The following is a 22,801-nucleotide window of genomic DNA, read 5'->3' on the forward strand; positions in this document are numbered from 1 at the left end:
AACTTCACGAACGATACAGTGCCCACAGCGCGCGGAAGCCTGCCCATAACAAGGTACCAATCCGTCTTATTGCTATCCAGAACGGGAGCGTGTGCAGCCGTTCGGGAATGAATTTACAATGACTGATGAATCGACGTGGGGACATGACTCCTCATATATGCAAATTCCAGGGATGGACCTGGGGGTGGGTCTCGTGTACCTTCTGCTCAGCATCTCTTTCGTGATGTACGTAAACGATACGGTGATTCGGACGCTCATTGGGTTGCCGCTCATCCTATTCGTCCCCGGATACACGCTCTTGTTGGCGTTGTACCCACACCGACACGTAGTTAAAGAACAGGTGGACGGCTGGACACTTGACGACGACCTCGAAGGGTCGGTCCCGGTAAACAGGTTCGTCAGCGAACGTGGTCTCAGTCTCGGAACGAGACTGGCGCTTTCATTTGGGCTCAGCCTCGGATTGCTCGCTCCACTCGCAATAGTGTTGTCAGTGCTTGGCTTTGCGTTTACACTCGAAACGCTACTTGGCAGTATTAGCGTCTTCATCCTGATTACACTCGTCGTCGGGTCGATTCGCCGAAGAGCAGTCGCTCCCGAGGACCGATTTGTGTTGCCGATCGAAGCGTGGTTCTCCCACGTTTCTTCGGCGCTGTTCAACGCCGATACCAAAGTTGATTCCGCATTAAACCTCGCGCTCGCCATCGTCGTCATCATTTCGATGGTCGGCTTTGCCTACGCCCTTGCCGTGCCCAACTACGGCGAACAGTACACCGAATTCTCGCTCGGAACGCAGACAGCTGCTGGTCAGTTTAAGTTCACCGGCTACCCAACCCAGTTCGAACAGGGCGTTCCCCAGGAGTTGGTCGTCGCCGTTTCCAACCAAGAAGGTGAGAACACCAAATACACCGTCGTCGTTGAACTCCAGCGGGTCGAAACGGGTGACGGTTCAGTACAGGTCATAGAACGCGAGGAACTCACCCGCTTTACGGGTTCCGTAGAAGACGGCCAGACCTGGTATCAGGACCATGAACTTACGCCCACGATGACGGGCGAAGACCTCCGACTGAGCTATATGCTATATAAGGGGGATGCACCAGCTGCGCCATCGACTGAGAACGCCTACCGGAACCTGTTCATCTGGGTGACGGTTGACGAATCTACCTAACCGGTTGCCTTCCGCTCCGCTTTTCTGTGGTACTCTTCCTTTCCAGTCACGACTCGATTTGTTGGCGCCGCTCGCAGATTGCTCGCCTGGAAACGCAGCACACGACTCGTCGCGTGATGGTGTTCAACTTCTCGCACATTTAGTCAGTGCCCCGAGAGCCGCTAACAGAGCGACCCACGAAGCAGCCCGCCAACGATCGGCAGGTTACAAAAAAACGACTCGACGGTCCGTGTGACCTGGTCGAAGGCCGCGTTCTCGAACGTCAGCACCTCGACCGCGTCGGAGTAGACAAAGCCCGGTTCGGGGCCGCCCGCGGCGGCGAAAATGCGGTTGCCGAGCGTCGCGACGCCAAGGCCGTGGCGCGGCGTGGGCATGTCCGGGAGCGCGGACCAGGTATCTTCTGCCGGGTTGTACACTTCGACCTGTGAATTCGTTCCGTTTGGACTTTCCCCGCCCATGACGACGATGACACCGTTTACGGTCGTCGCCCCGAAACCGCTTCGGGCGGTGGGCATGGCGGCGACGGCCTGCCACTCGTTCGTCGTCGGGTCGTACCGTTCGGTCGTCCGAAGGTTCGAAAACAAGTTCCCCGTCCGACCGCCGATGGCGTAGAAGTTTCCATCGACGACGGCGGCGGTCAGATGTTCTCGCGCGGTGGGCATGGCCGGACCACTTGACCACGTATCTGCCTCTATGTCATAGATTTCGAACGCGTTGGTGACGTCGTCGATTCCCACGCCGCCGGTGGCGTAGATGCGCCCGTCGTGAACCGCTGCGGCGAGCGCGCCACGGACCGTTGGCATTGGCTTGCGCTCTGTCCAGGTCGAACCGTCGAATTGATAGACTGTGTTCACCGGGTCCCACTGGTTCTGGTAGCCTCCGACGACGTAGATGTTCCCGTCGTGCGCTACCGCCGTCGTGTGGTGGAGACCAACGGGCAGTGGTGGCCCCACCTCCCAGGATCCGACGTTCGGGTCGAAAATCGCGACCGTCGTGCTGGCGACGCGACCGGGCTCAATGCCCCCGATGACGTAGAGTTTGTTGTCGAGAACGGTGGCGATAACCTCGGTTCGCTCGGTGGCCATAGGGACCCCTGGTTCCCATGCAGTTTCCGCTTCGTACGGCGGTGGCGAGATGACCGACGAACAGCCAGCTACCGAGGTCATCGCACCGAGAATAAATCCGGTCGTGGCGAGGAAGTTTCTCCGCGTGGTGCGATATTGAGGCGATGTACAGTCGTGGTTTCCGTTGCGATAGTATGTCGTGTCCATTACCTAATCTGATGCCGATTGTGCGGGTGACTCTCCGTTGTTTACCTGAACTGCAGACTGGATGCATCCTTCCTGCGTGCTGGCCTGGTTACCATTTGTCGGCGTGTTCGCCGATTTGACGATGTAGCCGCTGCTCCCCGGGCACGCGTAGTTCCCGCGTGGGTTGTAGTGCCAGGTCATGAGCCCGTAATCTTGTGAGTGCTCTTTGACGAACGTCTCGAAGGCATCGTTCCAGCCGATGTGATTAGACACCATGATACCGCCTGGACGCAGGTACTGCCAGGCGAGTTCGAACTCGAATATCATACTCGAGACAGCGTGAGAGGAGTCGTGGTGGAAGAAGTCAATCTCCTCCAGCCGAGCAAGCAGCGGCGGCAACTCTAGCTGTGGCTTCCCGGAGATGAGTTCCCACCGGTTGCGCAGGTGGTCGGGGATTATCCAGCCAGGTTCCTTCCCGGCCGGGACGATGTGCGTCCCCTCTTCTGCACACGAGGGTCGCCCGCGGTAGTAGCCTCTCTGCGTGAACTGGTCGATGTCGGCGGTTCCATCGCTCAGATATTCTGAGTAATCGATCGAGTAGAGTCGCCCCGACCCGTTTGCTTCGAGCGCAGCGAGAATCGAAAGCGTCGAGACGCCGCTGTACACGCCGGTTTCGACGATAACTTCGGGTTTGTACTCGCGGATGAGGGCGTACATCCGAATACACTCGTCTTTGTGCGCGTCGAACATCGAGACGCCCTGTGGGAGTTGTTTTATCCCTTCAAATATCGATGGACCGATGAGACTTTCGTTGAATTCTGCCTCGTAGGCTTTCATCGGTGCTTCGGACCCGAAAAAGCGTGTCGAGAACGCTTCGGTAGTGTCGAGCGTCTTTTTGCGATCTTTCCACGAGAATTTCGGGTTGAGTACGTAGTACCACTTCCGAAGCGCGGACTGGTATACTTCTGGTGTCTGCAAATACATCTGGTTGATTTTGTCCTGGAACACGTGGAATCACCCTCTGGCCGTCCCCTAAGGGGGTACAGCAATCAGTTTGAATCACTAATTACTTCGGAAACATAGTGTATAGTTAACGACACACTATGTACCGATGGGAGTTCCTACCGGGCGACCGCTCGCGCTAATTCACTGTTAAAATAGGCGGGAAAACGTGCGGAAACCGACCGTGAGGGCTGGTAGGTTCTGCGTTACAAAGTGTATCTCCCACATAGACAGGGTGAACGCACATGCGTATTGAGCAATTGAACCTGTCTGAGTGGGGGGATGCCCTCCCCTCTACGGGCTTTGAGGTGTTTCACACACAGGAAGCGTTGGGTGTGATGGCAGACCACGCGTCGGGCGAACTGCAGCTGTACGGTGGATTCAACGGCGAGGAACCGGTAGCCTTGCTTCCAGTGTTCGTCCAGGAGCGACCCTTCGGTCGTGCCATCGTGTCGCCACCTCCCGCGATGGGCGTGCCCCATCTCGGCCCTCTTCTGATGCCGAACAGCCCGAAACGACGAAAACACGAGCAACTGAACCAGGAGTTCACCGAAGGCGTGTTGGAGGAACTTGATGCGGACAACTCGCGGACGCTATTTCGCATGATCTGCTCGCCGGACTACCACGACCCGCGGCCCTACCGCTGGGGTGATTTCCGTGTCTCGTCTGATTTCACGTATCACCTGCCCATCGAAGGCGAGTCGCTCGATTCGATCCAGAGTTCGTTCAGTCGCAGCCTCCGGACGGAGATTCGCCGCATCGACGACCTCGACATGACCCTCAGCGTAGAGGGTATCGAAACGGCAAAGCAGATTTACGAAGACCAAGTCGCTCGCTACGCAGAGCAAGGTGAGACGTTCACGCTCACGTGGGAGTACGTCCGCGACCTGCTTCTCGCCCTCGGCGACAGAAGCCGCGTGTACGTCGCTCGCGACGGCGATGGCAACTACCTGAACGGCATCATCGCGCTCTACTCGAACGACAAAGTGTACTACTGGCTGGGCGGCATGCGCGCCACCTACGAGAACGTCAGCGTGAACACGTTGCTCCACTGGGCGATCATCAGCGACGTCGCTTCTGACCCGGCTTTAGCGAGCGTAACGACCTACGATATGGTCGGCGCGAACACCAAACGCCTCTGTGCGTACAAATCGAAGTTTGGCGCACAGCTCGTCCCCTACTACGTCGTCGAGACGAACAGCCCGTTGATGGACGTTGCGAAGACGGCCTACAATGTCGTCAAACGGTAACGATTGCACTGTGTTTTAGCCCCCTCTTTCTTCTGAAATCCGCTCTTACTGAGGGTGTTGCAGACGTATTTTGTGAGCGTAAAATCGCATTCCAGCAGAGGGATACCAACGTTTCACCATCGTTCTGCTCGCCTATCATGCCAACGCGAACCCAAACGTGTCCGATTAATCTGGTTTTATAGATTCAAGCCATGCCTGCTGATTTCTAACTCGGATATAACAATCAGTACACTCTTCGCTTTTAGACTATGATGTTTCGCATAGCAATCAGCGGGGACCAACGGCTGGTCTACGCTGTTCTCGATTCATTCGGGGGGACGCGATGAGCGACCCGCTCATCTCCGGCCAGACCGTGCTCGTCACGGGTGGGGCGGGGTTCATCGGGAGCCATCTCGTCGATGCGCTCGTCTCGACGAACGCCGTACGCGTACTCGATGACTTCTCTACGGGGTCGCGGGCGAACCTGCCGTCCGAAGTCACCGTCTTCGAAGGCGATGTTCGCGACGTGTCGATGCTCAGAGACGCGATGGACGGGGTTGACCTCGTCTTCCACGAAGCCGGGTTCGTGAGCGTGAAAGGCTCCATCGAAGCCCCGTACTTCAGTAATCTCGTGAACGCCAACGCCACGGTCGCGGTCCTTGAACTCGCCCGCGAGTACGACGCCCGCGTGGTGACGGCATCGAGTGCGGCAATCTACGGCGCGCCCGAAGTCGTCCCCATCGGGGAGGACGCACGGACCGCGCCTGATTCGCCCTACGGTATCGACAAACTCGCGTCTGACCACTACGCGAGAGCTTACAACCGACTCTACGGGCTCGACACGGTTGCGCTGCGCTACTTCAACGTCTACGGCCCGCGCCAGACGGCTGGCGACTACAGCGGCGTCATCAGTACCTTCGTCAAGCAAGCCACGAACGGCGGTCCGATTACGGTCCACGGCGACGGGTCGCAAACGCGCGATTTCGTTCACGTCTCGGACGTAGTCCAGGCGAATCTGCTCGCCGCAACCACCGACCATACAGGACAGGCGTTCAACGTGGGGACGGGCCAGGCGCTCTCGATTATCGAACTCGCAGAACTGATTCGCAACCTCGCAGACTCGGGGGTCAAGATTCAGTTCACCGAACCGCGAACCGGCGATATCAAACACAGTTGTGCAGATATCACGCGCGTTCGCGACGACCTCGGCTTCACCGCTCAAGTGCCACTCGACGTTGGCCTTCGAGGGCTCGTCGAGGGGGCACAGAACGTACAGACGATCAACTAATCTCGCTCGGACTGCGGTTGTCTGGGGGAACTACCAGAGGGGAACATACAGATGTATAACGGAAAATCAATTGGCGTCGTAATCCCGGCCTACAACGAACAGGGATTTGTAGGGGATGTAATCGAATCAGTGCCAGACTTCGTCGACCGAGTGTACGTTATCGACGACGGCTCGACTGACAATACGTGGGCGGAGATTCAGGAGGCGGTCGAAACGAGCCGAACCCTCTCGCTCAAACGGGTGACAGATGGCGGCTCGAACGCGGATCGCGTCGTTGCGATTCAACACGCGGTAAACCGCGGTGTCGGTGGGGCCATCAAAACGGGGTATCTTCGCGCGCGCGACGACAACGTCGATATCGTCACCGTCCTCGGCGGGGACGGGCAGATGGACCCGGACCTACTAACGCTGGTCATCGACCCGATTGCGGACGGCGACGCAGCGTACGTGAAAACGAACCGACTGCTCAGACCCGCCCACCGCAAATCGATGCCGAAGTTCCGCTACGTCGGGAACGTCGTTCTCACTTACCTCACGCGTATCGCGAGTGGTTACTGGGGAATTGGCGACCCGCAAAGTGGGTACACGGCCATCTCTCACGAGGCGCTCGACACCGTCGATATCGAGAACATGTACGAGTTCTATGGCTACTGCAACGACTTGCTGGTCCGGCTCAACGTCTACGGACTTCGTGTCGTTGACGTGCCGATGCCCGCTATCTACGGCGACGAAGTGAGCCACATTCGCTATTCGACGTACATTCCGAACGTTTCGAAGATGCTGTTCAGAAATTTCCTCTGGCGCCTCAACGCGAAGTACCTCCAAAATGGTCTGTACTCCGTCGTTGGCTGCTACACGCTCGCCGTCGTCGTCGGACTCATCGCGCTACTCGCTACGCTCGTCGGGGGTGTGGGGATTTCGCGGCTGTCCACTGCGGTTGGGGGCCTCGTGGCTGTGGCGACCCTTCTGTTGCTGGCGATGGCCAGCGACAAACGTGCAAATGCCCACCTCAACGGGGCGCGTTTTCCAATCGAAGACAGTGGTGTAGACGCTGTCACAGGACGGTCACAATCGAACTGACCTCCTGTCTTTCATCGAGTTCTTTTTCCCATACAAATCGGGCTGTTAATGCCCATTCGGCCATAAAATCAATCAAAATCGTTCGTACATGAAAGACAGTCGCGAATAGTTGAATATTTTCAGACGGAAGATTTATGTAATTTTCGGTAGCTTACCCCACGTAATGGCACGCGAACTGGGACGAAACCGATACATCGTGAGAGCGGCGGCACCGGGGAGACCCGCGTCGTCGGCTTTCAGCACCCTGCAGTACAGGAGAAGACTCACCCGCGACTGGGCAGCGGACCGCAAGTGGGTCAAAACGCAGTCCGCAGTCGACTATCATCGATGAGCCGGACTATGGAGACACAGACCGTGGACGATTGGGATGACGTGAGCTACATCATCAGCTCACAGTATCGAGTCGTCGTCTTGGGACAACTCGCAGAGGGCCCATCAACACCCTCGCGACTGGCGAGCGACTCTGATAACGCGATTTCACACATTTCGCGGGCGCTCGGAGAGCTTCGTCGCCGGTCGCTCATCGAACTGCTGGTTTCAGAACAGCAGAAAAAAGGCCGCGTCTACGGCATCACGGAGGACGGCGAGAAACTCTGGGACATCATCGACTCGAAGGGCCTCGTCTAAAGACAGGAACCCTCGTGGCCACTGCTGGTCAGCGTGAGTACGATAGAACGCCCCACCCCGGGGTCTCGTTTAAACCGTCGAGAGTGTAATCTCGGTCGTGTCCGTCATCCCTGCCTCGTCTGTCGCGGTGAGGATAATCGTGAATTTGCGACAGGCGTCGAGCATCAGTCGCGTCTTCGTACCGGTCGCGTCAGTGGTACCGTCACCCGTGAGGTCCCACGCAAACTTCACGATGTCACTGTCACCGGCTTCAGAGCCAGTGGCGTCGAGTTCGACAACGGTTCCCTTCTCCAAATTCGCGTCCATCGCGTCTGCTGGGTCGGTCGAAATCGTCGCCGTTGGGGGTTCTTTCGGTTCGGGTTCTGGCGTGTCTTCTGGCGTGTCTTCTGGCGTGTCTTCTGGCGTGTCTTCTGGCGTGTCTTCTGGCGTGTCTTCTGGCGTGTCTTCTGGCGTTGACGTCGTGGTCTGTTTTGTGCCGTCGAACAGTTCTTCACCCGTAACTCGTCGGGTTATCACCGAGTGCCACTTGATGCGCGTCGAGAGGTCGATATCGGTGGAGACGGTTTCGACGAGAAACCCGTCTGCACCGGCGTCGCGCGATGCTTTGTGGACGAGGAGGCCCGTCGGCTCCGTGTCAGGGCTCGAGAAGCCACCGAGTTTGAAGTGGTAATTCGAGTTGTCGATCCAGCGGTTGTTGATGAAGTTCACGGCGTCTTCAGCGTCGCGCGTTGCCGTCTCTCCGTCCGAGTGGAAGACGGTTTGCCCTACGCCGTCGATATCGTCGCCGTCGTAGCGTTCCTGTGATTCGTGGAGGTCGAGGACGGTGCTTGGTTCGTACTCCTCTACAACGCCCCAGATAGCCTTTGCAAGCTCTGTCTCCGGCTCATCGCCGGTCGGGAACTGTCGATTGAGGTCGCCATTTTCGCCCGTTCGAGTGCTTCGTTCGATTGCCACTTCGTTTGCGCGTGGAATTACGACGAGTGTTCCAGATTCGATGTCCCACTCTGCGATCTGTGCGGCAGCTTCGTAGCCGGCCGTTTCGTTCCCGTGGAGTCCACCAACTACGAGAACGGTCTGGCCGTCGCTTGCGCCGTGGGTCACGAACACTTCAGTCTCGTGTTCGGTGCCTTCGAGCAGTAAAAACGAGTCGCGGGTTGCCTTCGCGCTGGACGTCGCCTGAACGAGGCCTGCGCCACCAAGCGCAGCACCTGCCAGCGCAAGAACGGTTCTTCGGGGGTAGTTTATATCTGACATCCCATGCGTGTGTTCGTGCTACCCACTGATTATTATCGAGTGTATAATATGGATATTCTTTCACTTTTGTATCTCAAAAGCAAATAAATCTATTTGACAAGAACGTTTGACAGAAAATTTGTATAGTATTTTCTGGAATAATCTATATTTTCTATTGTTTTTTCGCTGGTAGTTTCACCTTTAGGTCTAGTTCGCTTACTCCTCAGCTATAAACTTTTGAGATGTTGGGGTGTACGTCGTCTCACTTACATCCGACAGGCAGCCATCCCAGGGCTGTAATTCATCTCACTGCTGGATGCGCACACGACCAAGGTTTCGATTATGTGCCCGACTAGATTGTTCAGCTCTGAAAGATACTCTGATTATGACGGAGTTCACATTCGTTGATAAAATACAAATCTCTGACTAATTTCTCTCAGTGATAGTCTTCTACGAAGAGGAGTAGGATTTAATTAAATGGCGTGCAGGGAACTGAATTCTCGCTCGACCAGATTATATATTTATGTTGGGATTTATTTTGAGAAAAAAAATCGAGAGCACAGAAAACGTCAGCACATGCGGATGCAGAGAGATCCGTTGGGCTGCTACGGCGGTAGGTCCACCTGTTAGACGTGTGATTCGAGTGCACTCAGGAATGGGCCTGTCCTGTGATGCTGAACGTTACCTTGACCTCCTCCCGCACCTAAAGACGCGGGAATCACCTTCACCGTTACGTCACTCTCGTCGCGTTCGGCCCCTCCAGTTAACACGTTGATCCGAGAACTGTCGCCAATGACTGCTACCGGAGTCGAATCCAGTCTTCTCTCACTGCTCGCCGTGTTCATCCTCGCGGCGGGCGTCGGCATCTTCGTCGCCAAGGTGGGACGATTCCCGTACACAATCGCGCTCTTGCTCGCGGGACTCGCCGTCTCGATCCTCGGTGTCGAAGTCGGCCTCGAACTCTCACACGACCTCATCTTGCTCGTCCTCCTCCCGCCGTTGCTGTTCGAGGGCGCGGCGACCACCGACTTAGAACGGTTCAGAGCGAACATTGTGCCGATTCTCGTCCTCGCGATCCCCGGGCTCATCGTCTCGGTGCTCATCCTCGGGTACATCGGGCAGTTCGCCTTCGGCTTTCCGTTGCTCATCGCGCTCCTGTTCGCCGCCACTATCCTCCCGACCGACCCTGTTTCCGTGCTCGCGTTGTTCGAGGAGCTGGGTGCGCCTCGCCGACTCTCCATCCTCGTCGAGGGTGAAAGTCTATTGAACGACGGGGTTGGCGTCGTCGTTTTCTCCGCCTTGCTCGCCATCATCCTGGAGTCGGGAACCGACCCCTCGGCGCTGTTCACTCCAGAGAAACTCGGCACCGTGGGCGTAGATATCGTCGTCGCCAGCCTCGGCGGCCTCGTCGTCGGTCTCACTGCGGGCTACGCCGTGTTCCGCGTGATGGCGAATCTAGACGAGCACATGACCGAAATCGTTCTCACGCTGATTCTCGCCTACGGATCGTTCCTGCTGGCGGAGCACTATCTGCATGTAAGTGGCGTCATCGCCACCGTCGCAGCGGGCCTGTTCATCGGGAACCGAGGCGCAGAGTACGCGATGAGCCCGCAGACGAAGATTGCGGTGTTCAACACCTGGGAGACGGCCGCATTCCTGGTGAACACGCTCATCTTCCTGCTCATCGGCGCAAAAACGCCCGTGACGCAGTTGCTAGAGCACCTCCCGCTCATCGCCGCCGCAATCGTCCTCGTCGTTGCGGTTCGCGCGACCATCGTCTACCCCTTCGTCTCGCTCACGAATTGGCGGCTCGAAACCACCGTGCCCCGCTCGTACCAACACGTCATGGTTTGGGGTGGCCTGCACGCCTCCATCCCCATCGCGCTCGTGTTGGGGCTGCCGCCGAGTATCCCGTTCCGCGAGGAGCTTCGGGCGATGGTGTTCGGCGTTGCTGCGTTCAGCCTGGTCGTTCAGGGCCTGTCGATGAAGCGCCTCCTCGATGCCCTCGACATCGTCACTCGGTCTGAAGAAGAGGAACTCTACGAACTGCTCGTCGGGCGTGCCCGAGCGGTGGACAACGCCCTCGACGCGGCGGAGGACCTGCGCCGGACGGGTGCGATTCCGCCGGACGTGTACGAACAGTTCACCGGTGAGTACGAGAAGGAAAAAGAGGACCTCAACCGGACCATCTCCTCGTTGCTGTCCTCGTATCCCGAAATCCACCGCGAAGAACTGCTCATCGGGGAGCGACAGGTGCTGAAACGCGAGAAGAGCGCCATCATGGACGCTATGCGCACCGGGACGCTGAGCGACGACGTGGGCGAGCAACTCTTAGAGGAAGTCGACGTCAAACTCAGCCGCGTGAACGCCGGTGAGAGCACGGTCACCGCCTCACCGGAGGAAGAAGGCTACGAGGAGTTCTGGCGGACGAAAGTCGAGGAGTTCGGCCTCGACGCGAACCCGCGTGGCTCCCCCGAGTGAGCGCGGAACTGGCCGCGAACAAAACCCGTAAACCCTGGGGTCACAGAGCCTCGATAGATGCGCTGGCCCTACCGTCGCTCGGTCCTCGTCCTCTGTACGCTGGCGTTCTTCGGCACGATGGTCGCCCGCCTCGTCATCAGCCCCGTCGTGCCCGCGATAACGGCCAGTTTCGACGTCACCAACAGCGCCGTCGGTGCAGCACTCACGGGGATGTGGATGGCCTACGCCCTCTCGCAGTTCCCGAGTGGCGTGGTCGCAGACCGCTACGGTGAGCGCAAGGTCATTTTAACTGCCGTCGGCCTCACCGCCGCCGCGAGCCTACTGCTCGCCTTCTCGCCTTCGTTTCTCACGTTCGTCGTGTTCGTCGTCCTGCTCGGGGCTGGAGCCGGTCTCCACTACAGTCCCGCGACGATGCTGCTCACTCGGCAGTTCGACACCATCGGGCGGGCCATTGGCTTCCACGGTGCTGGTGCACCCGCTGCCGGCCTGCTCGCCCCGGTCGCCGCCGCCTACGTCGGGTCCATCTACGGGTGGCGTTACGCACTCGCCCTCGGTGCGCTGGTCGCCTTGCCGGTGTTCGCGGTGTTCGCCTGGCGCGTGCGCCCGACGGCACCGGCGAACCCAGACACGTCGATGCGCGACCAGTTCTCGCTCGGCCCGGTGGTCTCGCTGCTGTTCCGCCCGCACATCGCGTTCATGGTCGCCCTCGCCGTCCTCGGGGCGTTCTCGTGGCAGGCGACGGCGTCGTTTCTCTCTGCGTTTTTCGAGCAGTATCAGGGAACCTCACGGACGACCGCTGGCCTTGTGTTCTCGGGATACTTCGTCGTTCAAGGATTCGCCCAGCCGATGATGGGCAGTCTCTCTGACCGCATTCCACGTGACATCGCGGTCGCGGTGTGCATGGGTGCGGCGCTGGTCGGCTACGGATTGCTCGTCGTGGGCGAGTCGTGGCTCACCCTTGGCGGCGCAATCGTCTGCATCGGCATCGGGATGAGTTGGGGCGCGCCCTTGCAGGCGCGACTCATGGACGCGCTCGCCGCCACAGAGCAGGGGGCGGGATTTGGCTTCATGCGCACCATCTACATCCTCATCGGCGCACTCGGTAGCGTCGTCGTTGGCACCCTCTCTGACGTGGCTGGCTGGGCACTCGCGTTCACCGTCCTCGCCGGCGTGATGGGCCTTGGCGTGGTAGGCATCCTCACGAATCGAGCGTTCAATCTTGGACTCTGACAAAAAGACGAGAAAAATCCGTGACTGGGGAACGCTTGGAAACAGATATAAACACGATACGTTCTGGTAAATAACCAATTATCTGTCATACTTATCCGCCGCGTAATAATGGTGGTAAGGGGGGTAGCCCCGAGTATGCGCGGTCTCTCGACTGTAAAGTCCCTCGTGACGGGTAAGCGAGGCAAAGCCAACCTGATACTGATGTTGCTCGGTGCTGCCCTCTTCGGTGCGACGGCGACCATCGTGCTCGCATCGCTCGGCCCCTCTGCCCCGGTCGAAAACCCGGTCGCCGACGAAACGGAAACGGCGACGATTAGCCAGACTGCCACGGCGGAAGCGACCACGTCCACCCCTGCGCCAACGGCGACCACCACCACGACTACGACGACACCTACGACTACGACTGCGACGACCACTGACGACCCGTTTGCGACGACCACGACTGAGGACCCGTTCGCCACCACGACGACCGAAGATCCGTTCGCGACCACCACGACGCCGAGCGAAGACGCCCAAAAGGAACACGAGGAGTTTCAGCAGACGCGTGAAGAACTCCAGGCCGAACACGACGAGCTCGTAGAGCGCCACGAAGAACTCAAGGAGGAACACGAGTTCCTGAACCGCACGAACGCTTCAGACGAGGAGTGGGAAGACCACGAGCAGGCCTACGAGGAACACATCCAGGATTATGAAGACCACCGGAAGAAGTTCGAAGACCACCGCACTGAATTCGAGGACCACGTAGCCGAGTACGACGACGCGGCGTTCCACGAGGACGACTTCCAGTTCTACGACGACCGCGAGGCGGAACACGACACCCTCGAAGACGAACACGAAGAGCAAGAAGAGAAACACGACGACGGCTTCTTTTTCGACGTGGCAATGGCGCGTCCCGCGCTGGGCTAACCCCGCTGGCTGACGGGTTGCTTATAATTCTGCGCTCGTCCCATACGATATGGGACTCGACGAGGACGCACTCGACTACCACCGCACCGACCCCCCCGGTAAACTCGAGATTTCGACGACAAAGCCAACGAACACCCAACGCGACCTGAGCCTCGCGTACTCGCCCGGGGTGGCCGCACCGTGTCTCGAAATCGAGAAAAATCCCGACGACGCCTACACCTACACCGCCAAAGGAAACCTCGTCGGCGTCGTCTCCAATGGCTCTGCGGTGCTTGGCCTTGGGGACATCGGCGCACAGGCCTCGAAACCGGTGATGGAGGGCAAGGGCGTCCTGTTCAAGCGGTTCGCCGACATCGACGTCTTCGACGTGGAACTGGACACCGACGACCCGGCGAAGATGATCGACTCGGTGGCGATGATGGAACCGACGTTCGGGGGCATCAACTTAGAGGACATCAGGGCCCCCGAGTGCTTCGAAATCGAGTCAAAACTCAGAGCGCGAATGTCGATTCCCGTGTTCCACGACGACCAGCACGGGACGGCCATCATCTCCGGAGCCGCCCTCTTGAATGCCCTCGAAATCGCGGAGAAGGATATCGAGGACGTGAACATCGTCTTCTCGGGTGCGGGTGCAGCAGCCACCGCCACGGCCAAGTTCTACGTCTCCCTCGGCGCGAAACGCGAGAACATTACGATGGTCGATATCGGCGGCATCCTCACCGAGAAACGCGCGGAAGCGGGGGAGTTGAACGAGCACAACGAACCGTTCGCAAAGGACCTGCCAGACGGCGGGCTTGAAGACGCAATCGAGGGCGCAGACGTGCTCGTTGGCCTCTCAGTAGGCGGTATCGTGAGCCAGGAGATGGTACGGTCGATGGCCGCAGACCCCATCATCTTCGCGATGGCGAACCCCGACCCAGAAATCACCTACGAAGCGGCGAAATCGGCCCGCGACGACCACGTCATCATGGCGACGGGGCGCTCTGACTACCCGAATCAGGTAAACAACGTTCTCGGGTTCCCCTTCATCTTCCGGGGCGCACTCGACGTTCGGGCGACCGAAATCAACGAGGAGATGAAAGTCGCCGCCGCCGCTGCCCTCGCCGACCTCGCGAAGGAAGACGTCCCCGACGCCGTGGTGAAGGCGTACGGTGACGACCCACTCCAGTTCGGCCCCGACTACATCATCCCGAAACCGCTCGACTCTCGTGTCCTGTTCGAGGTCTCGTCTGCGGTCGCCGAGGCCGCGATGGAAAGCGGCGTGGCGAGAACGCACATCGACCTCGACGCCTATCGCGAGCGCCTCGAAGCGCGCCTTGGGAAGTCTCGCGAGATGATGCGCGTCGTCCTCAACAAAGCCCAGAGCGACCCGAAACGCGTCGTCTTCGCGGAAGGAGGCGACGACAAGGTCATTCGGGCGGGGGCACAGCTCGTCGAACAGGGTATCGCGGAGCCAATTCTCATCGGCGACCAACGCCACATCTGGGCGCGGATGGCCGAACTCGGCCTCGACTACGAGCCAGAAATCGTCGACCCGGACGATGATTCCCTCGACGCCTACGCAGACCGTCTGCACCAGCTTCGCGCCAGAAAGGGCGTCACTCGGCGTGAGGCGGACGAACTCATCACGGACGGCAACTACCTCGGCAGCGTGATGGTCGAAATGGGCGACGCCGACGCGATGCTCACCGGCCTCACCCACCACTATCCCTCCGCGCTCCGACCGCCCCTGCAAGTTGTCGGCACGGCAGAAGATGCGAACTTCGCCGCCGGGGTGTACATGCTCACGTTCAAAGACCGGGTCGTCTTCTGCGTGGACACGACCGTCAATCTGGACCCCGACGAGGCCGTCCTCGCCGAGATTACGAAGCACACGGCGACGCTCGCCCGGAAGTTCAACGTCGAACCGCGCGCGGCGCTGCTCTCGTACTCCGATTTCGGCTCGGTGGACAACGACGGGACGCGAAAACCCCGGCGGGCCGCCCAACTCCTCCGCGCCGACCCGACGGTCGATTTCCCGGTCGATGGGGAGATGCAGGCAGACACCGCCGTCGTCGAGGAGATGCTGAACGGCACCTACGACTTCGCGAACCTCGACGAACCGGCGAACATTCTGGTGTTCCCAAATCTGGAGGCGGGGAACATCGCGTACAAACTACTGCAGCGCCTCGGCGGCGCGGAGGCCATCGGGCCGATGCTCGTCGGCATGAACAAACCCGTCCACGTCCTCCAGCGCGGCGACGAGGTCAAGGATGTGGTGAACCTCGCCTCGGTTGCTGTCGTGGACGCACAGGAGGACGCGTAACCTTCTCGACAGACTGTTTCACCACTTTGTATTCCGGTAGGTTGTCATAAACGCGGCATCGTCGTGCGGTTTCTCGCCCAATCGTTCTGTTGATGGTGTTGATTGTAATCGGAATCTAACAGTCGTGTTAATTGGTGTATCCGGTCTGTAACAATGTCCGTTAGTCGCGAAAATCTGGTCATGGCGATTCCAATTCGACCATCTGGCGCCGTGGTGGGAGCCGTCGTGCTCCTCATCATCGTCAGTTTCACCGTCGGCCTCACCGGTTTCGGTGGTCCAGATGCCACGCCGGACCAGGACCTCGTGTTCGACGACGTTGACACCCAGACGCCCACGCCAGTACCGACGACCAGACCGCAGACCACAACGGAAACCACCACGTCGACCCAGACGACCACGGAACGGCCGACTGAGACGGTGACGCCGGTGGAGACCGAACGCCCGCCGGAACCGACCACCACGCAGACGTGGACGAAGACCGTCAAGAAGAACCCGGCGCGCGACACCACGACCGAACCGCCCGTGACGACGGCAGAACCGACGCCAACGCCAACGCCGACCCCGACGCCGACGCCTGAGGAGCCACGCTACGACGAGGATACCTCGTCTGGCCACTACCAGGCGTACCTCGTGACGGGTCGCCAGTACCAGTCTTTCAACGAGACCCGTGACTGGTCCTACATCGACAACGACCGCGTCATCTACATGCTCTACGGCAACACCCACACGGGTGACACGCAGGGTGCGCAGTCGACTGCCTGGCAGAGCGAATTCATCCAGGAGTGCATCGTGTTCAAGAGCGCCGAAGTGAACGAGACGACGGTGCGCATGGACTTCTACGTCGAAGAGGGCTGTCAACCCGACCACAGCTGGTACGCGCTCGCCGTCTACCAGCTGCCGTCCGGTGCGTACAGTTCTCCCGAGAACCCAGAAATGGTCATCGTGAGCGCGAAAGCGCGCTACTTCAGCGCCGGCCACCACTACATCGTCGTGGACCTGCCCGAGAACTGACCGAATCGCCACCATCGTTTTCACCTTTTTCACGCCTCAGAGCAGGCGCTCCGCCACACTCTGCCGGTTTGTGCATAGTTGCACTCTCGAACCGTCTGCAGTGTGTGACTGTAACTCATAACTAACCGTCACGACTCGTGATTCATCCGGTCTGTAACAATATCTGTCATTGACGAGCGTCATACTATGGCGATTCCAATTCGACCATCTGGCGCCGTGGTGGGAGCCGTCGTGCTCCTCATCATCGTCAGTTTCACCGTCGGCCTCACCGGTTTCGGTGGTCCAGATGCCACGCCGGACCAGGACCTCGTGTTCGACGACGTGGACATCCAGACGCCCACGCCAGTACCGACTACGACCGAACCGAGAACGACGCAACCAGCCCCCACGACGACGACCGTCGAGTCGCACACGACGACGTCCGTGGAGACCGAACGCCCGCCGGAACCGACCACCACGCAGACGTGGACGAAGACCGTCAAGAAGAATCCAGCGCGCAAGACGACCACCGAGACGCCGGCGACGACGACTCCGGTCGCCACACCGCCGGAGCTGACGACTGAACGACCGACCGTCACTGAAACGCCGCCTGCCGTCACACCGACACCGGACGAATCCGTATTCCCTTACCAGGTGTACCTCGCAACCGGCCGCGGAATTCAACAGTTCGACCACGACCGAGGACACACGTTCACCGACCAGCGTCGATTGGTCGCGGCATACCGGGGGAACACCCACGACGGTGTCACCCAGGCCGAATCTGACCCCGCCTGGCAGAGCGAGCACATTCGCGAGTGCGTGGTCGTAGACCGCGTCGAACAGGAGCGGAGAGATGGTCAGGAGTACGTTACCGTACGATTCCACATCGAACCCGGCTGTGAGCGAGTGTACTACTCGCTCACGCTGTATCAGTGGCCACACCTCGAAGCATTGCCAATGGAGTCTGAGGAACTGGAATTCAAAGACACCGACTACCGCAAATTCGGCCCGGGGCATCACATTCTCTCGGTGAAGGTGGACAAGCGTGTTCCACCTCGCCCACCCGAAGAAGAACCTGTGACTCACTGGCAGGTGTACGTGGCCACTGGCCCTGAGATCGAGCAGTTCGACCCAGATAACGGGGTGACGTACAGTGACCAGCGGAGAGTGATACAGTCCTTCCGCGGACAATCGCAGGAGGGGCTTGCACTCGACATCGACCCGATTCCCACTGAACCGGAGTGGCAGAGTGACTACATTCGCGAGTGCATCGTCATCGACAGAATCGTAGACGAAGGGCTCCCCGAAGAAGTCAACCTGTTCGTCTTCTTCACTATCCAAGACGGCTGTGCCCCGACAACCATCTCAATCTCCTACTACGAGATGCCTGACGGTGGTCCGGGACCGATGGAAGACGAAGAATTAGTGCTCGTTCGGGCCAATCCCACTGGTGGACTGGTGCTCGGACCCGGAAAACAAATCGTCCTCATTACCGTGGCAGAAACCTAGTTGGTTTCCGCCTTCTGCCCTTCTTCATCGAGAATCCGTGCTTCCGTGGCGTCCCGGTCTTCGGGATAGCCGATGTCCGCGCGCCAGCCCTCCATTCGAATGGCGTCGATGGTTCGCCCCGAGTGGATGAGCAGGTCGATAGCCTCGCTCAGTTCGTACTCGCCGCGATTCGAGGGTTGGACGAGGTGGCAGGCGTGGAAGATGGCCGGCGTGAACGTATAGAAGCCCGTCATGACCAGGTTCGACTCTGGCTCTTCGGGCTTCTCGACGACGGAAACGATTTCGCCGTAGGCGTTGGTCCGACAGACCCCGTAGCGGGAGGCTTCCTCCCACGGGACCTCTTCGATCAAGAAGGCGGCGTCTGCGCGCTCCTCTCGCTGGCGGGCGACGACGTCCCGGAGGTTCGCGCGGAAGATGTTGTCTCCGAGGATGAGCATGAAGTCGTCGGTGATGTACTCCTCCACCGTCAAGAGCGCGTGTGCCAGTCCGAGCGTCTCTCGCTGGTGGGCGTACGTTATTGGAATCCCCTGGAAATCGTCCCCGTAGTGGCGGATGATGTCCTCTTTCTTGTAGCCGACGACGACGTAGAACTCGGTCGCCCCGAGTTCGACGAGCTGTTCGAAACAGTGTGTGAGTATCGGTTTGCCCGCCACCTCCACCATCCCTTTGGGCCGGTCTTCTGTGAGTGGCCGCAACCGCTTGCCCTCCCCAGCCGCAAGCACAACTGCCTGCATCGCGTAGAACTTCGCTCTCGCAGATTAAATATCCCACTCCAAACATAACCGTGCCAGTGAGATACGTTGAAGGGTTTCGCTGTGATATTTTAGTAAAATGAGAGTTAGCATCGTGGGGAGTGGGTACGTGGGGACGACCATCGCCGCGTGTTTCGCGGAACTCGGACACGACGTGACGGCCATCGACATCGACGAATCGGTCGTCGCCAAACTGAACGCGGGCGAACCGCCGATTCACGAACCGGGGCTCGCCGACCGTCTCGCCGAGTACGCCGGGTCGTCACTGCGCGCGACGACCGACTACACCGCCGTTCTCGACACGGACGTGACGTTTCTCGCGCTCACGACGCCCTCGAATCCCGACGGCTCTATCGACCTCTCGATCATGAAAGCCGGGACGGAATCGCTTGGTGAGGTGCTCGCCGAAAAAGACGGCTACCACCTCGTCGTCGTGAAGAGCACGGTCATTCCCGGTACGACGGGCGACGTGATTCGTCCGCTACTCGAAGCCGCCTCCGGGAAGACGGCCGGCGAGGACTTCGGCGTCGCGATGAATCCTGAGTTCCTCCGCGAGGGCTCTGCGGTGTCCGACTTTCTGAACCCGGACAAAATCGTCTTCGGCGCGGAGTCAGACCGCGACCGCGCGCTGCTCGCCGACCTCTACGACCCGCTCGTGGCACGGACGGACGCGCCAATCGTGGAGACGGGCCTGCGCGAAGCGGAGATGATAAAGTACGCCAACAACGCCTTCCTCGCGGCGAAGGTGAGCCTCATCAACGAACTCGGGAACATCTGCAAGGAGTACGGCGTCGATGCCTACGAAGTCGCAGACGCCATCGGCTTGGACGAGCGCATCGGCCCGCATTTCCTACGCAGTGGAGTCGGCTGGGGCGGTTCGTGTTTCCCGAAGGACGTGGCCGCGCTCATCGCCGCCGCGCGGGAGACGGGCTACGAACCGCAACTACTCCAGGCGGCGGTTGACGTAAACGACCGTCAGCCCGGTCGAATGCTCGCGTTGCTCGACGACCACGTCGACGTTTCAGGAAAGCGGGTCGCCGTACTCGGCCTCGCGTTCAAGCCCGGCACGGACGACGTTCGCGAGTCGCGGGCAATTCCCGCAATCGAAGGGCTGCTCGAACGCGGAGCCGACGTCGTCGCCTACGACCCGGTGGCCACAGAGAATATGCGCGAGCGGTTTCCAGACATCGAGTACGCCGCGTCTGCCGCGGACGCGCTCTCAGGCGCGCACGGAGCACTCGTCGTCACCGACTGGGACGAATTCGCCGCCCTCGACACAGAGTTCGACGCGATGGCCACGCCCGTTGTCATCGACGGTCGGCGTATCGTCTCTCCGCGCGAGGGCATCACCTACGAAGGGTTGACCTGGTAGCGAGGCGACAGAAATCCGTCTCCGTCCATTCAGGCAGCAACCGTTTCGCCCTGTTCTACTGCCGATTCTGAGACTGTCACCGTGGTTCCGTTCACCGAATAGTCACCCGCGTAGGGGACCGTGACGCGGTAGGACCCGTCCGCTGCAGTTTCGACGGTTCGTTCGTACTCGAACGTCGCGCCGGGTATCGAGACGGATGTGGTGACCGTAACTTGCGAATCGGACGCTGCACCGCCCGTTATCGTCGCGCCCGGCACGAGTCTGAACGCTTTCGTGTCGCCGCTTTCGGTACTGAAAATCGCCTGATAGTGGGCAACACCGGGGGCGGCCTCAGTCTGGGAGCCAAAGTGGTCGTGAAGCCGGCTCTGCATCGTTCCCGGCGGATAGTCCCGGTCTTCGGTCACGACGAACCCGACGCGGTTGCTGAGTTTGCCGTACCACTCGCTGGCGTTCGACCCGCGCACGAACGGCGTGTAGGTGGACTGGGCGTAGCCGTAGGAGCGCGACTCGCCGTTCACGAAGTAGTTGTACGCCCGATTCGTGCCCCACCGGGACAACACGAAGTTCTGTGGATACGCCATTCCCTCTTCTTCGGCGTAGGTGTCGATAGCCTGGGCCGTCTCGAACAGGTCTCCGTCTGCGGTTACCTGGTTCATCTTCACCGGCACCTGGACGAGGCTCAGGCTGGCGACGATGAGAAAGAGCGCGACCAACGAGGCGACGCCCCGCGAGTCCGGAATCTCGACTGACTCGGGGACGCTCGGTTTCGAGTCGCGGAAGGGGACGGGACGGCGCGCCAGGTCGACGCGCTCTGCGAGGTGGACGAAGCCGAGTCCGGCGAACACGGCGGTCACCGCCGCCATCTCGCCGACGAACCGAATCTGGAAGCCGGCGAGCACGAAGAAGTAGCCTGCGTACACGGCGGGGGCGACCCACTCTGGGCGATGCTTTCGATAACTCGCGAGCGCGGCCCACCCGACGTACGGGAGGGCGAGTGCAAGGATGAAGCCGAACAACAGGAGAAAGCCCATCGAGTCGCCGCTGAACAGCGATTCGGTCTCGACGATGTCCCGCGGGGCGACGAACAGGGCCAGCTCACTCACGAGTTTCGCCCAGTAATCGGGCAGTAGCGCCCGGAAGGCGAGGACGCCGACCACGCCGCCGACCGCTTCGAGACCGGCGAGAGCCGTCGCTGGCAGGTCGGCGCGGAAGGTGAGTTCGGCGACGCTCAGGACGAAGAGGACGGCGACGAACAGGAGGGCGGGAGCGAAGGCTACCTGTTCAGAGTGCCAGCCGAAACTCGCGTGACCGGCAGCGGCAAGGAGCGCCCCGACCAGCAGGCCGACGACGAGACCGAGATTCGACGCGAGGGGCGACTGACCGGCGCGAACGTCAGAGAGCACCCGAAACGCAACGTACAGGCCGAGTGGGACGATGAGCAGCGGGCCGGCCTCCCACGCGAGCGTCTGGCCCGCGAGTGCGACGCCGAGGGCGAGCGTTGCGGCCCACGACTTCGGGGTTGATTTCAGGTCCGCGAGGCTTCCCCGGCGGGCGAGGACGACGACGGCGAGTATGGTGAGCGCCAGCCATGGGTAGTCGAAGGCGTGGTGGTCTGCGAATCCGAGGGCCGTCCGCAGAGCGTGGCCGGGGATGAGCGCGAGCAGGAGGACGCTCGCGAGGCCGACGCGCCGGTCGTCGGTCAGTTCGACGGCGAGCAGGTAGACGAGCGCGCCGGTGACGACGGCGCTGACGACGGGGTACCACGCCATGACGGGGCCGACGGCGTCCATCCCGCCGAACAGCGACGAGAGCCACCAGAGGGTGGCGACGAACAGCGGTTCCCCCATCGCGACGGTATCCGGCATTGCCGACAGCGCGGCGAAATCGAACAGACCGCCTGCATCGACGACCAGTTTCTCTACCCAGTAGCGGTAGAAGTAGGGGTCGTTCGCGCCGAGGACGACGTGGCCGTCGCGAAATACACGGGTGACAAACAACGAGCGAACGAGCGCGAGAAAACCGAGCGCCCCGACGAGCATGCCAACAGCGCGGCGTTCGACTGTCGGGAGCGAAAGTGAGATCGCAGGCGTCGTAGATGCGGGCGTCGATTCGCCGCGCAGGGCGGCTTCGACGGCCGTCGGGTCGGCGAGGCGGTACTCGCCGTCGTGTTTCTCGACGATGTTGCGGGAGACGACTTCGCCGAACGTGCCCGAGTCGAGGGGGATGTCCGCGAACGTCCACGTCTCGTGCTGTCTGTCGATAGCCAGCAGCTGCTCCAGTGACTCGGCCACCTCCGGCCGTGAGTCGAGGAGGTCGGCAGTCGCCTCGCGCACGTCGGTCATTAGCTCGAAAATACCGGGTAACTCGAATAAATGTGCCGGG

17 protein-coding genes are annotated in these 22,801 nt (G+C 60.1%); 12 read left to right on the forward strand and 5 right to left on the reverse strand.

What is annotated here, in order from left to right:
* Nucleotides 1–157: 157 nt before the first annotated feature.
* Nucleotides 158–1,165, forward strand: coding sequence for a DUF1616 domain-containing protein (locus P1M51_RS01360; protein ID WP_276274794.1), 1,008 nt, complete (start codon nt 158–160; stop codon nt 1,163–1,165).
* Between the two features lie 161 nt (nt 1,166–1,326).
* Here the strand turns inward: P1M51_RS01360 and P1M51_RS01365 are convergent, their stop codons facing one another.
* Complete coding sequence (locus P1M51_RS01365) at nt 1,327–2,331, reverse strand: kelch repeat-containing protein (RefSeq protein WP_276274795.1); 1,005 nt, start codon at nt 2,329–2,331, stop codon at nt 1,327–1,329.
* Nucleotides 2,332–2,439: 108 nt separating this feature from the next.
* The gene (locus P1M51_RS01370; protein ID WP_276274796.1) at nt 2,440–3,399 is read right to left on the reverse strand and encodes a class I SAM-dependent methyltransferase; all 960 of its coding nucleotides are present in this window, start codon (nt 3,397–3,399) and stop codon (nt 2,440–2,442) included.
* A 263-nt stretch (nt 3,400–3,662) separates the two neighbouring features.
* Here P1M51_RS01370 and P1M51_RS01375 point away from each other — a divergent pair, with 263 nt between their 5' ends.
* The 4 genes from P1M51_RS01375 (at nt 3,663) to P1M51_RS01390 (ending at nt 7,641) form a co-directional block, all read left to right on the forward strand.
* Nucleotides 3,663–4,667 carry a GNAT family N-acetyltransferase gene (locus tag P1M51_RS01375; RefSeq protein WP_276246396.1) on the forward strand — a complete coding sequence of 335 codons (1,005 nt, stop codon included), beginning with the start codon at nt 3,663–3,665 and terminating at the stop codon, nt 4,665–4,667.
* A 322-nt stretch (nt 4,668–4,989) separates the two neighbouring features.
* Nucleotides 4,990–5,934 (forward strand): NAD-dependent epimerase/dehydratase family protein, encoded by a 945-nt coding sequence (locus tag P1M51_RS01380; RefSeq protein ID WP_276246397.1) that lies wholly within the window; start codon nt 4,990–4,992, stop codon nt 5,932–5,934.
* A gap of 51 nt (nt 5,935–5,985) precedes the next feature.
* The gene (locus P1M51_RS01385) at nt 5,986–7,014 is read left to right on the forward strand and encodes a glycosyltransferase family 2 protein (protein ID WP_369685311.1); all 1,029 of its coding nucleotides are present in this window, start codon (nt 5,986–5,988) and stop codon (nt 7,012–7,014) included.
* Between the two features lie 327 nt (nt 7,015–7,341).
* Nucleotides 7,342–7,641 carry an ArsR family transcriptional regulator gene (locus P1M51_RS01390; RefSeq protein ID WP_276246399.1) on the forward strand — a complete coding sequence of 100 codons (300 nt, stop codon included), beginning with the start codon at nt 7,342–7,344 and terminating at the stop codon, nt 7,639–7,641.
* Nucleotides 7,642–7,710: 69 nt separating this feature from the next.
* Here P1M51_RS01390 and P1M51_RS01395 read toward each other — a convergent pair whose 3' ends face one another.
* A complete protein-coding gene (locus P1M51_RS01395; RefSeq protein ID WP_276274798.1) occupies nt 7,711–8,895 on the reverse strand; it encodes a succinylglutamate desuccinylase/aspartoacylase family protein in 1,185 nt (394 codons plus the stop codon).
* Nucleotides 8,896–9,666: 771 nt separating this feature from the next.
* On the opposite strand from P1M51_RS01395, the gene P1M51_RS01400 reads away from it, so the two are divergent.
* From P1M51_RS01400 to P1M51_RS01425, 6 genes are all read left to right on the forward strand, one after another.
* Nucleotides 9,667–11,355: a Na+/H+ antiporter gene (locus P1M51_RS01400; RefSeq protein WP_276246401.1), complete on the forward strand. Its 1,689-nt coding sequence runs from the start codon at nt 9,667–9,669 to the stop codon at nt 11,353–11,355.
* A 57-nt stretch (nt 11,356–11,412) separates the two neighbouring features.
* Nucleotides 11,413–12,585, forward strand: coding sequence for an MFS transporter (locus P1M51_RS01405; protein WP_276246402.1), 1,173 nt, complete (start codon nt 11,413–11,415; stop codon nt 12,583–12,585).
* A 108-nt stretch (nt 12,586–12,693) separates the two neighbouring features.
* Complete coding sequence (locus P1M51_RS01410) at nt 12,694–13,491, forward strand: hypothetical protein (protein ID WP_276274799.1); 798 nt, start codon at nt 12,694–12,696, stop codon at nt 13,489–13,491.
* 49 nt (nt 13,492–13,540) lie between these two features.
* Nucleotides 13,541–15,796 carry an NADP-dependent malic enzyme gene (locus tag P1M51_RS01415; protein WP_276246404.1) on the forward strand — a complete coding sequence of 752 codons (2,256 nt, stop codon included), beginning with the start codon at nt 13,541–13,543 and terminating at the stop codon, nt 15,794–15,796.
* Nucleotides 15,797–15,949: 153 nt separating this feature from the next.
* The gene (locus tag P1M51_RS01420) at nt 15,950–16,807 is read left to right on the forward strand and encodes a hypothetical protein (RefSeq protein ID WP_276246405.1); all 858 of its coding nucleotides are present in this window, start codon (nt 15,950–15,952) and stop codon (nt 16,805–16,807) included.
* A 186-nt stretch (nt 16,808–16,993) separates the two neighbouring features.
* Nucleotides 16,994–18,295: a hypothetical protein gene (locus P1M51_RS01425; RefSeq protein WP_276246406.1), complete on the forward strand. Its 1,302-nt coding sequence runs from the start codon at nt 16,994–16,996 to the stop codon at nt 18,293–18,295.
* Here P1M51_RS01425 and aglF read toward each other — a convergent pair.
* Nucleotides 18,292–19,029, reverse strand: coding sequence for a UTP--glucose-1-phosphate uridylyltransferase AglF (gene aglF, locus P1M51_RS01430; RefSeq protein ID WP_276246407.1), 738 nt, complete (start codon nt 19,027–19,029; stop codon nt 18,292–18,294). The genes P1M51_RS01425 and aglF overlap by 4 nt on opposite strands.
* 97 nt (nt 19,030–19,126) lie before the next feature.
* Here aglF and aglM point away from each other — a divergent pair, with 97 nt between their 5' ends.
* A complete protein-coding gene (gene aglM / locus P1M51_RS01435; RefSeq protein ID WP_276246408.1) occupies nt 19,127–20,419 on the forward strand; it encodes a UDP-glucose 6-dehydrogenase AglM in 1,293 nt (430 codons plus the stop codon).
* Between the two features lie 29 nt (nt 20,420–20,448).
* Here the strand turns inward: aglM and P1M51_RS01440 are convergent, their stop codons facing one another.
* Nucleotides 20,449–22,761: an STT3 domain-containing protein gene (locus P1M51_RS01440; RefSeq protein WP_276246409.1), complete on the reverse strand. Its 2,313-nt coding sequence runs from the start codon at nt 22,759–22,761 to the stop codon at nt 20,449–20,451.
* Nucleotides 22,762–22,801: the final 40 nt, after the last annotated feature.

Source organism: Haladaptatus sp. QDMS2, assembly GCF_029338295.1.
In the GTDB taxonomy this organism is placed as follows: Archaea; Halobacteriota; Halobacteria; order Halobacteriales; family Halococcaceae; genus QDMS2.

Bases quoted from the DNA above. Each gene is read 5' to 3' on its own strand.
- P1M51_RS01360 (WP_276274794.1), top strand. From the start codon at position 158: ATGCAAATTCCAGGGATGGACCTGGGGGTGGGTCTCGTGTACCTTCTG.
- P1M51_RS01365 (WP_276274795.1), bottom strand. From the start codon at position 2,331: ATGACCTCGGTAGCTGGCTGTTCGTCGGTCATCTCGCCACCGCCGTAC.
- P1M51_RS01370 (WP_276274796.1), bottom strand. From the start codon at position 3,399: ATGTATTTGCAGACACCAGAAGTATACCAGTCCGCGCTTCGGAAGTGG.
- P1M51_RS01375 (WP_276246396.1), top strand. From the start codon at position 3,663: ATGCGTATTGAGCAATTGAACCTGTCTGAGTGGGGGGATGCCCTCCCC.
- P1M51_RS01380 (WP_276246397.1), top strand. From the start codon at position 4,990: ATGAGCGACCCGCTCATCTCCGGCCAGACCGTGCTCGTCACGGGTGGG.
- P1M51_RS01385 (WP_369685311.1), top strand. From the start codon at position 5,986: ATGTATAACGGAAAATCAATTGGCGTCGTAATCCCGGCCTACAACGAA.
- P1M51_RS01390 (WP_276246399.1), top strand. From the start codon at position 7,342: ATGAGCCGGACTATGGAGACACAGACCGTGGACGATTGGGATGACGTG.
- P1M51_RS01395 (WP_276274798.1), bottom strand. From the start codon at position 8,895: ATGTCAGATATAAACTACCCCCGAAGAACCGTTCTTGCGCTGGCAGGT.
- P1M51_RS01400 (WP_276246401.1), top strand. From the start codon at position 9,667: ATGACTGCTACCGGAGTCGAATCCAGTCTTCTCTCACTGCTCGCCGTG.
- P1M51_RS01405 (WP_276246402.1), top strand. From the start codon at position 11,413: ATGCGCTGGCCCTACCGTCGCTCGGTCCTCGTCCTCTGTACGCTGGCG.
- P1M51_RS01410 (WP_276274799.1), top strand. From the start codon at position 12,694: ATGGTGGTAAGGGGGGTAGCCCCGAGTATGCGCGGTCTCTCGACTGTA.
- P1M51_RS01415 (WP_276246404.1), top strand. From the start codon at position 13,541: ATGGGACTCGACGAGGACGCACTCGACTACCACCGCACCGACCCCCCC.
- P1M51_RS01420 (WP_276246405.1), top strand. From the start codon at position 15,950: ATGTCCGTTAGTCGCGAAAATCTGGTCATGGCGATTCCAATTCGACCA.
- P1M51_RS01425 (WP_276246406.1), top strand. From the start codon at position 16,994: ATGGCGATTCCAATTCGACCATCTGGCGCCGTGGTGGGAGCCGTCGTG.
- aglF (WP_276246407.1), bottom strand. From the start codon at position 19,029: ATGCAGGCAGTTGTGCTTGCGGCTGGGGAGGGCAAGCGGTTGCGGCCA.
- aglM (WP_276246408.1), top strand. From the start codon at position 19,127: ATGAGAGTTAGCATCGTGGGGAGTGGGTACGTGGGGACGACCATCGCC.
- P1M51_RS01440 (WP_276246409.1), bottom strand. From the start codon at position 22,761: ATGACCGACGTGCGCGAGGCGACTGCCGACCTCCTCGACTCACGGCCG.